Raw genomic sequence first — 13,272 nt, forward strand, 5'->3', positions numbered from 1 at the left:
TTGAAAACGATTTTACATGTTTAAATATAAATTAGTCAGCGCACTTATGGAACGTTCCAGTAACGTTATTCACATTGCGTGTTGGTCGCACTAATAATTCGGTCAATTTCGCCACTGTTATTAAACTGATAAAGCCCTTCGTTTATATCCTCTAATACTAAAAGCCAATTATGCGCACGCTTACTAATGGCAAAATATAACGAGTTATATTGCAAAGGAATGCTTTCTTGCTCAATGGAAGAAAGCAAAGACTGTTTTTCAGGTTTAGTTAAAGAGGAGTAAGCCACAGATGATTTCAAAGCTTGAGGATCGCCTATAACCAAATCAACACGTTTAGCAGTCAGTAGCTTAACAAGCTGTAAATCATCAACAGAGGTGATAACTTCAAACTCGCCATTGTCCATCATGGCATCAAACTCTGGCGTATTTTGATACCCTCGAACAACACCAATTTTTTGCCCTTTAAGTGATTTTAAGTTTCCTGTGAAATGGTCTGTATCGCCTTTCCTTTTTAAAAAAGCAATTTCGCCACCTTTAAACGAATTAGATAAGCCGAGTAATTCTCGACGTGTTTTACCATCAACGTAATCGGAGGGGGCTGTATCTTCTATAAAGTATTCAGGCATTAGTATGTCAGCCCTGCCTAGTTCTACATTTCTTACCGCTCTTGCCCAAGGCAAAAATTCAATATATACGCTGTAGCCCTTACTATTTAACAAGGCAATTGAAAATTGATAAACCCAGCCTTTATTACATACATTATTACCAATATAGGGAGGCCAATCGAGTGTGGCTAGATGAAGTGTTTGTTTGGAGTTTTTAGCTTCATAGAGCACCCCTGATTTATGGGAATGCCCATTTAAAGTGTGTTGAGTACCGTTTTGAAAATACTCAACCGATGTTTCAGCAAAACTATTACTAGTTGTTAGCAATAATATAAAATAAAACCAGCGCATTTTAGTATCTATTTGTGATTAATAGTGTTTTTAAGTTTAGCTACTACTAACACTTTTGCACAAATAAACCTTAACTAATCAGCTTTTTTGCCACCTCATTTTATTGTTTGTATCACGAGAGCTAATAATAGTATCGTCACTACTCTCAACGCCGCCTAATTTAGCCAAGCGGTCATACAAAACTACATTACAGGTTGCCGCTAAATTCATACAGCCAATAGTTGGAATATAAACAACCTCATCGCACCACTTTAAGACGTCTTTTGATACAGAACCATCTTCGGGCCCAAATACATAAAATGCATTTTCAGGATGTTTAAACTCAGGTAAAGGTGTTGCACCTTCAATAAGCTCAATAACCACAACCTTTGCGCCTTGTGGCTTTATTGCTTCTAAATTATCTGTTTCGGTTAAAGGAATACGCTCCACTACATTTTTTGTATCTGTATGGAATTTTTTGGCATTTAAGTAGCGATTGCCTGTAAAAAAAACTTGTTTAGCGTCATAACAGCCAGCTGCTCGCAATACACCGCCAACATTAGTCGGGCTTTTAGGATTGATTAAACCAATTACGGCTTGTTGTTTACTCATTAATCTACGTCCTTTGTTGGCCATTCTGCAATGTACAAATCAAAGTCGTCGAGCTTTACATCGCAATCTTTTACTGTTTTGTCTTTTACAGAAATACCTAGCTCATGCATCTTTGTTTTATCACCATTATTTAATAACGGATGCCAAGAAGCCAAACCACGACCTTCATGTAAACGACGGTAACTGCAGCTTTGTGGCATAAAAAAGATGTCTTTAAGGTTTTCTTTTGTGAGTTTTACACAAGAAGGAACAAGCGTTTGGCGGTTTTCATATTCGCTACAACCACAGGTGTTGTTATCAAGATACTGACATACAATATTAGTAAATATTAATTGCTCACCTTCGCGTAACTGATCGGTGGCGGTAAATTCGTCTTCATCTTCGCTATCAATAAACGTATTTAAACAACATTTTCCGCATCCATCACAAATGGCTTCCCATTCGTTTTGACTCATGTCGCTTAAGCTTTTTTTAAGCCAAAATTGTGTATTTGCTAATTGTTGATCAAACATAGTTTACTCGTGCCCCCTAAAGAGCGCGCATTCTACCGTATTGCTGTAAATGGCGCAAAGCCAATACCCTTTCAAAGTACTGGCTTTGCGCTACAAATTAGCTTTGAGATTTAACCCAACGCTTAATTTTTTCCTCTAGAATTGGCATTGGCAATGCGCCATCAATTAATATTTGCGTGTGAAACGCTTTAATATCAAATTTATCACCCAGTTGTTTTTTAGAAAAATCACGTAATTCTTGAATTTTAAATTGCCCTAACTTGTAAGAAAGCGCTTGTCCTGGCCATGCAATATATCGCTCAACCTCTGCAATTACATCACTCTTGGCCATAGATGAATTTGCAAGCATGTAATCTATACCTTGCTGACGCGTCCACCCTTTTGCATGAAAACCGGTATCAAGCACTAAACGCATTGCGCGTAATTGCTCATCCGATAAACGTCCATACCACATATAAGGGTCGGTAAATAAGCCTAGCTCTTTGCCTAAGCTTTCTGCGTAAAGCGCCCAACCTTCTGCAAACACGGTATAACCACCAAATTTACGAAAATCAGGTAAGCCCTCAATTTCTTGCTGAAGTGCTATTTGAAAGTGATGACCCGGGGCTGCTTCGTGAATCGATAAAGTTTCGAGTAAAAATTTAGGCTGCGCTTTTAAGTTATAAGCATTGATATAAAAAATACCAGGACGAGAGCCATCAGGCGCCGGAGATGCATAGGATGCACCTGCTGCCGACTGCGCTCTGTAGGCTTCAACTGCTTTTACAACGTAAGGTGCTTTGGGTGCTATGTTAAAAAGTAGAGGCAAACGCGCATCTATTTTTTTCTTAACGTTTTCATATGCCGCAATTAACTCCTCAGGCGTGTCGTAGTAAAATTCATCTGAATCACGTAAATGATCAAAAAATTCTGATAACTCACCTTTAAAGCCTACGGTTTCTTTTACTTTTTTCATTTCGCTTAAAATGCGCGACACTTCACTTAAACCAATGTCATGAATTTCGTCTGCAGATAAGCTAAGCGTTGTGTTTTTCTTAATTTGGTATTCGTACCACTCTTTACCGTTTGGTAAGTCACTGTAACCTACGCTTTCTCGACTATTAGGAATATACTGATTAGCTAAAAAGTCACTCATGCTTTTATAAGCCGGTACTAAGTGCTGCATAATCAATTGACGATACTGCGCTGTAATTTTTTGCTTTTGCTGTGCGCTAAACGATTCTGGTAATTTTTTAATTGGTCCCCAAAATAATGAATCTTCGGCATTTTTAACTACATGAGCTGCAAATTGTGGCTGTAATTTTTCAGCAAGTGGTTTTGGTAACGTAATACCTAGTTTAATGCCTTGCGCCATTGAACGCTCTACACTGGCAAGCCACTTTACAAAACCTTCGCTACGCGAGATAAAAGCGGTGTAATCTTCAACGGTATTAAACGGCTGAGCACTTTGACCTGAACCAAAACCTGCAAAGGTGTTATGTGCACCCGCCATTTGATTTATTGGTAGTAAATAATCAGGAAACTGCATGCCTTCTAATTTAAGTGCAAGGTCACGCTCTAATATTTCAAAACTTAAAAGCGATTGCCCTGTTAACTGTGCTTTATCTATAAAGTTTAATCGCTGTTGATATTTTTTATAAAAAGCGGCTTTTTTAGCTCTATTTTCTTTTGAAATCACAGGCGTGAATTGATTGTTAAACTCATTACGACCATTGTACGTTGCGCTGATGGGGCTATATATGAGCGATTCATCGTAATACTGTGCAACAAGTACATCGAGTTGTTGCTCTGTTGAAAGCTCTGAAACAATACCTGCTGATGCGTTAACTGTGTTTAACTGTGTACTGGTATTAGTCTGTGTACTAAGCTCAGTATTCATACAGCCACTTAAAGCAAACATAACGCCACTGGCAACTAATGCTAATTTAATTGATTTCATGATAATCCTTTTTAATATCGTTTTTTAATTATGCGCATTAAACCGTGCTTAATAAAGAAATTACGATAGATTGCATTCATCGTATTAAATTTGCACTTTTATCTGAACTTGTTACATTTCTATTAATTAAAATATGATTTAAAAGAAAAATAAAATGAAAAAACAACTACTCAGCACCTCTATTGCCTTACTTTGCTTAACCGCTTTTAATACCCATGCAGTTACATACCTATCGGCTAAAGCCATGGTTGATGTTAAAGATGGCAAGCTCATTAAATCACCCTTAATTACTATTGATGATGGCGTAATTACAAACATTGAACAAAATAAAAAACCAACGCTGACTAAAGATGATAAACACATTCAACTCCCTGATTTAACCCTTATGCCAGGTTTAATGGATATGCATGTGCATTTAACGAGTGACCCTACGGTGCCGCGCAGTGAACGTTTAGGCCAGTCAGTTCCTAGAATGGCGATTAAAGCAGCTCATTTTGCTAAAAAAACCTTAGAAGCTGGATTTACAACAGTACGTAATGTTGGTGCAGAAGGTTACAGCGTCATAGCCGTGCGTGACGGCATAAATGCGGGTGACATAGTTGGCCCTCGTATTTGGGCTGCAGGCCCATCACTCGGCATTACTGGCGGGCACTGTGATAACAACCGATTACCTCCTGAGCTTAAATATACTTCAAGTGGCGTCGCAGACGGTCCATGGGCTGCGCGTATAAAAGTACGCGAAAATATTAAATACGGGGCAAATGCTATTAAGTTTTGCGCCACAGGTGGAGTATTTTCTAAAGGGACTAAAGTAGGTGCACAGCAGTATTCTTTTGAAGAAATGAAAGCCATTGTTGATGAAGCCCATATGCGAGATTTACCAGTAGCTGCTCATGCACACGGCACAAGCGGGATTAAAACGGCCATTAAAGCGGGTGTTGATAGCGTAGAGCACGCCAGCTTTTTAGATGACGAGGCCATAGCGCTTGCCAAAGAGCATGGAACTTGGCTTTCTATGGATATTTATAATACCGAATATACGCTCACTTATGGCGAGCAAAACGGCGTAGACGAAGAAAACCTAAATAAAGAGCGCCAAGTTTCTAAAAGGCAACGTGATAGCTTTAGCCGTGCTGTAAAAGCGGGTGTTAAAATGGTGTTCGGTACCGATGCAGCAATTTACCCGCACGGAGATAATGCAAAACAGTTTAGCCGCATGGTTGAATTTGGCATGACAGAACTACAAGCCATTCAAGCATCAACTATTAATAGCGCTAAGTTATTAAAAATGGATACTCAGTTAGGACAAATTAAAACCGGATTTGCAGCTGATATAATTGCGGTAAAAGCAAATCCTCTTAAAAGTATTAAAACCTTAGAGGCAGTACCTTTTGTAATGAAAGCAGGTGTTGTTTATAAAAACCAGTTGTAAATACACGCTATTAAGGCTGAGTTTACTCAGCCTTAATAAAACTCTCACCCATATTGAATATGCCATAAAAGGGTCACCGCCCCCCTATTAGACTCGCTTTTGTCTATTAATTATCCGAACAGTTTTATTTAATCAAATAAAATGAACTTTCTATTCACTTTAAAAACAATAACCATTATCATTCGCGCAAATTCAATAACGCGAATAGTTATCACTCTATGAAAACGTTTAAGTACTCTCTTATTACTCTTGCTTGTTTAAATGCAAATATGGCATTTGCCCAAAATACACAAGTTGATGCTGATATTGAACGCATCAGCGTATACGAAAAGCAAAACCGCGTGGTGATGAGCTCTGGTCTTGCTACTAAATCAGACATGTCTTTAATGGAAACACCTGCACCGGTTGTAATTATTGACCGAGAACTGATTGAATCTCAAGGTGTAGATAGCTTACAAGATTTAGTTAGAAACGTAAGTGGCTTAACACAAGCAGGTAATAATTACGGTATTGGTGATAACTTAGTAATTCGTGGTTTAGATGCAAACTACACCTACGATGGTATGTATGGTGGTGCAGGCCTGGGTAATACATTTAACCCAACTCGTTCACTTACAAATGTTGAATCTGTTGAGGTTTTAAAAGGCCCTGCAACAGGTTTATATGGCATTGGTAGCGCAGGTGGCGTAATAAACCTAATTGAAAAAAAGCCAGAGTTTGAAGAAAAACACAAAGTATCGGCTGAGCTTGGCCAGTGGGATAGCTATTCATTATCGTTTGATAGCACTAACGCTATAACAGATGATTTAGCTTATCGTGTTATGGCTAAAACAGCGTCAAGTGACGGATTTCGCGATTTAAAAGAAGATCGCGACGAAATTTATACCTCACTTAAATACGTGCTTAATGACAGACAAAACATCATGCTTTCTGCAGCCTATATAAAAGATGAAATAGCGGTTGATTCTATTGGTCACCCTATTCGTATTTACAATGCAGAAACTGCAAATGGTTTAAGCGCGGGTGAAGTAACCGGTGCCGATTTAGTAAACGATCCAACAGGAAGCGGCGTACAGTTAAGTGATGCACAACGCGACCAACTTGCTAATTCATTATCAGCATCTGATGGCTTAACACCTTATAGCTTTGGCACAAATGGTATTATTTCACCAATGGCTGATGCTAACGAAGGTGAAGAGTTGCGTTTTAAATTAACGCATAACTATTACATTACTGACGATTTGTTTTTAAACCAGCAGCTACAGTACCGTAACTACACATCAAGTTTTGCGCGCCAAACAGGGGCATATAACTACGTCTATTCAACACGCGATGGAATAATTAATAACGACCCTCGTGCTCCATTAGTTGAAGACGGTGTACTTTACCCGTATGCAGCACGCCGCCAAGAATACCGCCAAGTAGAAGCAGATGAAAAATCATGGCAGTACTTCTTAGATTTACGTTACGACTTTATGCTAGGCGACGTAGATAACGAATTGCTTGTTAACGCCAACTACGAAGATAGAGATATTCGTTTTAAACAATTCTCAATATGGGATCAAGATTACGTACTCACAAACAATGATGGTGATGTAACGTACCAAGGTTCTTTGCCGTATATTTACGATATAAGAGAACCAAATTGGCCAACCGGTAACTTTGAAGATTACGATCCGCTTAAAACAAGTGACTACAATAAAAAAGTACAAGCATGGGGCTTAGGCATTCAACATGTTGGTTACATAACTGAAGAACTTACAACGCGTATTGGTGTGGCATATAACCGAATTGAGCAAACTTATGAGCACTTTGGTGTTGATGAGCGTTACAGTTCTAGCCGTGCAGAGCCAACACCTGAAGCGAGTACATCAGATTCTGGCTTAACGTATAACCTTGGTGCAACGTATCAGCCATCTGAAGATTTATCTGTATTTGTAAATCATTCAAAAGGACGTACAGCGTATAGTGTATTAGGCTCTGTGGCAGGTAACGAAGCTGACCGAGAAGATTCAGAGTCTATAAGTAACGACCTAGGCTTTAGATTTAAAGCATTTGATGACCAACTACTAGCATCTGTTGTTATATTTGAAAGCTCTCGTACTAATTTAGAATACGCAAACCCGCTTTATGACGCTTTAACATCAAGCTCAGATGTACCTGAAAGCTATTATGATGGTAAAGAGCAAACAAAAGGTGTTGAGCTTGATTTAAATGCTTACTTGAACGATAAATGGAAAGTAAACGTAAATGGTATTTATCAAGATGCACGTGACAAAAGTAATCCTAACAGCAGTAGTTACGACACACGCCAAAAAGGTGTGCCTTACGTAACAGCAAGTACGTGGGTAACCTACTACGCAGATATGTTTAACTTACCTGAAGCTGTAAATATAAGTGGTGGTATTACATTTGTAGATAACAGAAGTACTAATTCAAGTTCATTCTCGATTCCTGATGGTTATGTACCAAGTTATACGACTTACGATACAGCTGTATCGTATACAACTGATAAATGGCATATGCAGTTAAACTTAAATAACTTGTTCAACAAAAAGTATTATTCAAAAGCGATGTTTTTAGGTGGTATGCCAGGGGAAGAGCGTAATGCAAAACTAAGTTTTAGTTACACTCTTTAACTTGTTAACCTGAACTTTGGATAATAAATCTATCTCAAGCAGAGCTCTGGTTAGTTAAATACTTAAAAAGCACGGTTTTCTAATTTAGAAGCCGTGCTTTTTTGTGTTTTATAAACGCTTAATCTAAATTAAATAGTAACCACTATGCGACCGTTAATTTCACCTTTGAGCATATCATCAAAAATTTCGTTAATGTCCTCTAAACGCTTTTCTTCAATAATTGCTTTTACTTTACCTTGAGCGGCAAATTCCAAGCATTCTTGCAAATCTTTACGTGTACCAACAATAGAGCCAACTACTGACACACCATTAAGGACAGTATCAAAAATAGGAAGTGGCATATCCTCTGCAGGTAATCCCACTAATACGCATTTACCGCCACGGCGTACACTTTTATAGGCTTGTTCAAACCCCGCTTTAGACACCGCAGTACACACAACACCATGCGCGCCACCTACTTGTTCAAAAATAGCTTCGCTTGGAACCACCTCTTTAAAATCGAGTGTTATATCTGCGCCTAGCTCTTTAGCAAGCGCGAGTTTTTCTTTACCTGTATCAACAGCTATTACATTAAAACCCATTGCTTTAGCGTACTGTACTGCTAAATGACCAAGCCCGCCCACACCAACAATAGCAACCCACTGCCCTGGTTTAGCACCGGATACTTTTAATGCTTTATAGGTTGTAACACCTGCACAAAATAATGGAGCAGCCTCAGAAAAACCGAGTTCTTCTGGTATTTTTACAACGTAGTCGCCATGCGCTAAACAATATTCTGCATAACTACCGTCAATAGAATAGCCAGTATTGTGCTGCGATAAACACAGTGTTTCTTTGCCATCTAGGCAAAACTCACAGTGCCCACATGCACTATAGAGCCAAGGAATACCCACTCTATCGCCAACTTCTAAGTGTTTTATATTGCTTCCGACTTTTTCGATAACACCGACACCTTCATGCCCTGGTACTAATGGCATTTTTGGTTTTACTGGCCAATCCCCATGACAGGCATGTAAATCTGTATGGCAAACACCACAGGCCGCTATTTTTACTAAAACATCGTTTATTCCCACCTCAGGAATTGGTTGGTCTGTTATTTCTAATTTACCTTTGTATTGAGTATTAATTGCAGCTTTCATAGTCATTCCATCGTATGTGAAAAAAAATTAAAAATAAGGATTTATTTACGTATTGTTGTGTACAACATATCCTAATATAGATGTATAAATATTAATCTAAATCATGTTTTAGTCATTTAAATTAACCTATAAGCCTGCTAAGAACTTGCTATCCATAATGAGCGTGCTAGCATTTACTTTCTGAAATTACTGAAAGTTACTAAGCTATGAGTTTATCCGAAAAGAATTTTGCCTTTGTAATGCATTGTGGTGAGATGGGCAGCCGCTGGGGATTCAATCGTACGATCGGACAAATGTGTGGTTTGCTGATTATTACTAAAAACCCAATGACAGCTAATGAGATTGCAGATGCGCTTAGTATTTCTCGCGGTAATGTAAGTATGGGCATTAAAGAGCTGCAATCGTGGCAGTTAATTAAAGTACAGCATATTCCTGGCGATCGTAAAGAGTACTACGCCCCTGCTGGCGATATTTGGGATATGGCAAATCGCGTATTTGAAGAACGTAAAAAACGCGAAATTGAGCCCACCTTAACGCTACTACGCGATAACTTATTAGACGAAGCCAGTAACGACGATGAACTTTACGCACAAAAACAAATGGGTGAGATTCACAACCTACTTGAAACCGTCACTAAATGGTCATCAGAACTACAGCGTTTAACGCCAGAGCAACTTAATAAGCTAATGAAGCTAGGTTCTGGAATTGGTAAAGTTATTGACCTAAAAGAAAAGATATTCAAAAAAGAATAAAGCCGCAATTGCGGCTTTATTTATAGGTATATTTTAAAAATTAGATTTTTGGGTAACCAATTCTATCCGACAAATAACCTACACTAGTAGCAAAGTAATACGAGCGATTCCAATGCATAAACACTTTGTAGTTATCGTACGCTAAGTACATACGGCCATTTATATCATCAGGCATAACCAGCGCAGCACGTACGTCTACATTAGGTAAATCAGAACCATCAGCTTTACGAACACCCAGTGCTTGCCAATCAGCTAATGAGCGCTCTGAGTCATTCCAATATTCTAACCACTGCTTGCGAGTTTTTGTACCACGCACTAACACGTATTTACTATCAAAGTTTTCAGGTAACTGAACTTGGCGACCCCACGTAAGAGAGTCGTTCCAGCCTTCCTGCTTTAGATAATTAGCAATTGAGGCAAAAGCATCTTCTTTTGTAGTCCAAATATCTTTACGACCATCGTTATTGTAATCAACCGCATAAGCATTAAAAGAGGTAGGCATAAATTGCGTTTGCCCCATTGCGCCTGCCCAAGAGCCTTTAAATTTATCAAGCGTTATGTGGCCCGACTTTAAAATATCCAGTGCAGCCCAAAGTTGGCGCTTATAAAGTGCTTCTCGGCGTCCATCAAAAGCAAGTGTCACTAATGATGAAATAACGTTATGACCGCCTTGAATTGTACCAAAGTTACTTTCAAGTCCCCAAAGCGCGACTATAAAGCGTGCTTGTACGCCAAACTCTTTCGCTACTTTTTCAAGTACCTCTTTGTTTTCTGCGTAAAGCTTACGTGCGCGGTCAATTTTCCATTGTGGTACACGTTTTGGTAAATATGTTTCAAGGGTTTCTTTTACTTCTGGCTGGTTTTTGTCAGCCGAAACCACTTTTTCTTTATACGTTGCTGTTGCAAACGCATCGTCAATAAGTTTGGCTTCGTAACCTTTTGCGATAGCTTCTTGCTTTAAATTCGCTAAATAATCTTGAAATTCAGCCTGAGTTTTTGCCATAACAGGTGAGCTTAAGCATACACCACATAATATAACGATAAGTTTTTTAATCACTATCAACTCCATTGTCTTTTCGTAATTGGCTTAGCAAATTTTGCTCAGGTGGTGGAATTTGTAAGTAGTAGCCTTTATCAGGGTTTGATAACGCTGCCTTTACAGTTTCTAAATCTGCCCCACCTAAATGCTCACGTTTTGCTAAATTGATGATCATCACATAAACAGGTTGACCAAACATGGTCATCAAAGGTTCCGGAACTTTACTAAAATCATCTCTTTTTTCAACAAATAAGAACGTATCCGCTTTTTTCTTACTTTTATATACTGCAGTGAGCATTATGGCCCTATAAATTCTTGCTTAACAATGCCGCACACTATAACATGAGAGTAATAATAAGTTAGAAAAATTAGATTAGAAATTTCAATAAAGGCCCTATTCAGCCTACGTTTATCTAAAATTAATTTCTAATCAGACAAATCAATTGAGCGTGTATGTCGGACCAAATTTTTGAGTTAAAAGGGAATCTTTTTACGTTATCAGTTTTGCATCTTTATAGTACTGATATAAACCTTTTAGCAGAACAACTGTATGTAAAAATAGCCCAGGCCCCTAAGTTTTTTGAGGGTGCGCCTATTGTCGTTAATTTAATAGAAATTAAAAACAGTTCACTTGATTTTGTTCACTTAAAATCATTAATCGAGCGAATGAGTTTTAATGCGGTTGGTGTGTGTAATGGCTCAGATGAGCAACATACTCAAGCAAAGGCCGCTGGCTTATCTGTTTTAAATTATTCACAAGACGTTAAGAGCGAACCTGTTAAACAAGAGCCCAATACATCGATTGTAGAAAAAACGGTGCATTTACCAGCGCAAATTATCAGCGGTACAGTTCGCTCTGGACAACAAGTTTATGCAAAAGATAGAGATTTGATAGTACTTGGCGCAGTTAGTCATGGTGCGGAAGTCATTGCCGATGGGAATGTGCATATTTATGGCACGCTACGCGGTCGCGCTATTGCAGGCGCAAAAGGTTTTAAAGAAGCACACATTTTTTGCCAAAAACTTGAAGCCGAGCTGGTTTCAATAGATGGTAACTACTGGATCAGTGATTCGCTACAAGGTGAACATTGGGGAAATGCAGTGCAAATACAACAAAAAGACGAATCATTAGAAATTTCAGCTTTGGTTAAAGGATAAATCTCATGGCAAAAGTAATTGTCGTTACCTCAGGTAAAGGCGGTGTTGGTAAAACAACATCAAGTGCTGCAATTGGCACAGGCTTAGCGTTAAAAGGCTATAAAACAGTTATTATCGACTTTGATATTGGTTTACGTAACTTAGATTTAATTATGGGTTGTGAACGCCGCGTTGTTTATGACTTTGTAAATGTAATTAATGGTGAGGCAAACCTTAACCAAGCGCTTATTAAAGATAAACGTGTAGATAAATTATTTTTACTACCTGCTTCACAAACACGTGATAAAGATGCTTTAACACGTGAAGGTGTTGAACGCGTACTAAATGAACTAAAAGAAGACTTTGATTACATAGTATGTGATTCACCAGCAGGTATCGAAGCTGGCGCTATGATGGCAATGTACTTTGCTGATGAAGCAATTGTTACAACAAACCCAGAAGTGTCGTCAGTTCGAGATTCAGATCGTATTTTAGGTATTTTACACAGCAAATCAAAACGTGCTGAAGAAGGCCTAGAAAATATTAAAGAACACTTACTATTAACACGCTATAACCCTGGTCGTGTTGAAAAAGGTGAAATGCTATCGGTAGAAGATGTGCAAGATATTCTGTCAATCCCATTATTAGGGGTTATTCCTGAATCGCAAGCGGTATTAAGTGCTTCAAACTCAGGCCAACCTGTTATATTGGATACAGAATCTGATGCAGGCCAAGCTTATTCTGATGCAATTAACCGCTTACTAGGTGAAACCGTCGATTTTCGCTTCTTAGACGTTGAGAAAAAAGGCTTATTTAAACGGATTTTTGGAGGTTAACGTGTCTTTACTTGACTACTTCCGCTCAGAAAAGAAAAACAGTGCGTCACTAGCAAAAGAGCGATTGCAGATCATTGTCGCGCACGAGCGTTCTCAACGAGGAACGCCGGATTACTTACCACAATTAAAACAAGATATTTTAGATGTGATCCGTAAATACGTGAACGTAAGTACCGATGCAGTTCAGGTTCAGTTTGATCAAAACGAAGACGATTTAGCCGTACTTGAGCTAAACGTTACACTACCTGATGAAGAAAAGAAGTAATTGAAGAAAGGGCGCTTTATAAGCGCCCTCTTTAT

The 13,272-nt window shown here is 38.6% G+C and carries 13 protein-coding genes; 6 read left to right on the top strand and 7 right to left on the bottom strand.

Annotated elements, in window-relative coordinates; genetic code table 11:
• Window positions 1–65 precede the first annotated feature (65 nt).
• The 4 genes from JG479_RS16980 to JG479_RS16995 form a co-directional block, all read right to left on the bottom strand.
• Window positions 66–956, bottom strand: coding sequence for a substrate-binding periplasmic protein (locus tag JG479_RS16980; protein WP_149603708.1), 891 nt, complete (start codon window positions 954–956; stop codon window positions 66–68).
• A 78-nt stretch (window positions 957–1,034) separates the two neighbouring features.
• Window positions 1,035–1,547: an RNA methyltransferase gene (locus tag JG479_RS16985; RefSeq protein WP_182196279.1), complete on the bottom strand. Its 513-nt coding sequence runs from the start codon at window positions 1,545–1,547 to the stop codon at window positions 1,035–1,037.
• Window positions 1,547–2,059, bottom strand: coding sequence for a YcgN family cysteine cluster protein (locus JG479_RS16990; protein WP_004334734.1), 513 nt, complete (start codon window positions 2,057–2,059; stop codon window positions 1,547–1,549). The genes JG479_RS16985 and JG479_RS16990 overlap by 1 nt, the downstream gene beginning before the upstream one ends.
• A 97-nt stretch (window positions 2,060–2,156) precedes the next feature.
• Window positions 2,157–3,998, bottom strand: coding sequence for a DUF885 domain-containing protein (locus tag JG479_RS16995; RefSeq protein WP_200220558.1), 1,842 nt, complete (start codon window positions 3,996–3,998; stop codon window positions 2,157–2,159).
• A 154-nt stretch (window positions 3,999–4,152) separates the two neighbouring features.
• Here JG479_RS16995 and JG479_RS17000 point away from each other — a divergent pair, with 154 nt between their 5' ends.
• Both JG479_RS17000 and JG479_RS17005 read left to right on the top strand, forming a co-directional pair.
• On the top strand, window positions 4,153–5,430 hold the full coding sequence (locus tag JG479_RS17000) for a Xaa-Pro dipeptidase (RefSeq protein ID WP_039487723.1): 1,278 nt from the start codon (window positions 4,153–4,155) through the stop codon (window positions 5,428–5,430).
• 218 nt (window positions 5,431–5,648) lie between these two features.
• Window positions 5,649–8,069, top strand: coding sequence for a TonB-dependent receptor (locus tag JG479_RS17005; protein ID WP_138490081.1), 2,421 nt, complete (start codon window positions 5,649–5,651; stop codon window positions 8,067–8,069).
• Between the two features lie 128 nt (window positions 8,070–8,197).
• Here JG479_RS17005 and adhP read toward each other — a convergent pair whose 3' ends face one another.
• The gene (gene adhP, locus JG479_RS17010) at window positions 8,198–9,208 is read right to left on the bottom strand and encodes an alcohol dehydrogenase AdhP (protein WP_200220559.1); all 1,011 of its coding nucleotides are present in this window, start codon (window positions 9,206–9,208) and stop codon (window positions 8,198–8,200) included.
• A gap of 206 nt (window positions 9,209–9,414) precedes the next feature.
• Here adhP and JG479_RS17015 point away from each other — a divergent pair, with 206 nt between their 5' ends.
• Window positions 9,415–9,960: a GbsR/MarR family transcriptional regulator gene (locus JG479_RS17015; RefSeq protein ID WP_024596846.1), complete on the top strand. Its 546-nt coding sequence runs from the start codon at window positions 9,415–9,417 to the stop codon at window positions 9,958–9,960.
• A 40-nt stretch (window positions 9,961–10,000) separates the two neighbouring features.
• Here JG479_RS17015 and JG479_RS17020 read toward each other — a convergent pair whose 3' ends face one another.
• Both JG479_RS17020 and JG479_RS17025 read right to left on the bottom strand, forming a co-directional pair.
• Entirely contained in the window at window positions 10,001–11,017 is a 1,017-nt protein-coding gene (locus JG479_RS17020; RefSeq protein ID WP_004334714.1) for a lytic murein transglycosylase, read from the bottom strand.
• The gene (locus JG479_RS17025; RefSeq protein ID WP_008134235.1) at window positions 11,010–11,297 is read right to left on the bottom strand and encodes a YcgL domain-containing protein; all 288 of its coding nucleotides are present in this window, start codon (window positions 11,295–11,297) and stop codon (window positions 11,010–11,012) included. Before JG479_RS17025 ends, JG479_RS17020 begins: the two co-directional genes overlap by 8 nt.
• A 155-nt stretch (window positions 11,298–11,452) precedes the next feature.
• Between JG479_RS17025 and minC the strand changes: the two genes are divergently transcribed.
• The 3 genes from minC to minE are packed head-to-tail and all read left to right on the top strand — an operon-like array spanning window position 11,453 to window position 13,237.
• Window positions 11,453–12,157, top strand: coding sequence for a septum site-determining protein MinC (minC, locus tag JG479_RS17030; RefSeq protein WP_024596847.1), 705 nt, complete (start codon window positions 11,453–11,455; stop codon window positions 12,155–12,157).
• A 5-nt stretch (window positions 12,158–12,162) separates the two neighbouring features.
• Complete coding sequence (minD, locus tag JG479_RS17035) at window positions 12,163–12,972, top strand: septum site-determining protein MinD (protein WP_004334708.1); 810 nt, start codon at window positions 12,163–12,165, stop codon at window positions 12,970–12,972.
• A 1-nt stretch (window position 12,973) separates the two neighbouring features.
• Complete coding sequence (gene minE, locus JG479_RS17040) at window positions 12,974–13,237, top strand: cell division topological specificity factor MinE (protein WP_004334706.1); 264 nt, start codon at window positions 12,974–12,976, stop codon at window positions 13,235–13,237.
• Window positions 13,238–13,272 lie beyond the last annotated feature (35 nt).

The sequence above is a fragment of the Pseudoalteromonas sp. LC2018020214 genome, assembly GCF_016598755.1.
In the GTDB taxonomy this organism is placed as follows: Bacteria; Pseudomonadota; Gammaproteobacteria; order Enterobacterales; family Alteromonadaceae; genus Pseudoalteromonas; species Pseudoalteromonas distincta.

Bases quoted from the DNA above. Each gene is read 5' to 3' on its own strand.
- minC (WP_024596847.1), top strand. From the start codon at position 11,453: ATGTCGGACCAAATTTTTGAGTTAAAAGGGAATCTTTTTACGTTATCA.
- JG479_RS17005 (WP_138490081.1), top strand. From the start codon at position 5,649: ATGAAAACGTTTAAGTACTCTCTTATTACTCTTGCTTGTTTAAATGCA.
- JG479_RS17015 (WP_024596846.1), top strand. From the start codon at position 9,415: ATGAGTTTATCCGAAAAGAATTTTGCCTTTGTAATGCATTGTGGTGAG.
- JG479_RS17000 (WP_039487723.1), top strand. From the start codon at position 4,153: ATGAAAAAACAACTACTCAGCACCTCTATTGCCTTACTTTGCTTAACC.
- JG479_RS16990 (WP_004334734.1), bottom strand. From the start codon at position 2,059: ATGTTTGATCAACAATTAGCAAATACACAATTTTGGCTTAAAAAAAGC.
- JG479_RS16980 (WP_149603708.1), bottom strand. From the start codon at position 956: ATGCGCTGGTTTTATTTTATATTATTGCTAACAACTAGTAATAGTTTT.
- JG479_RS17025 (WP_008134235.1), bottom strand. From the start codon at position 11,297: ATGCTCACTGCAGTATATAAAAGTAAGAAAAAAGCGGATACGTTCTTA.
- JG479_RS16995 (WP_200220558.1), bottom strand. From the start codon at position 3,998: ATGAAATCAATTAAATTAGCATTAGTTGCCAGTGGCGTTATGTTTGCT.
- JG479_RS16985 (WP_182196279.1), bottom strand. From the start codon at position 1,547: ATGAGTAAACAACAAGCCGTAATTGGTTTAATCAATCCTAAAAGCCCG.
- adhP (WP_200220559.1), bottom strand. From the start codon at position 9,208: ATGAAAGCTGCAATTAATACTCAATACAAAGGTAAATTAGAAATAACA.
- minD (WP_004334708.1), top strand. From the start codon at position 12,163: ATGGCAAAAGTAATTGTCGTTACCTCAGGTAAAGGCGGTGTTGGTAAA.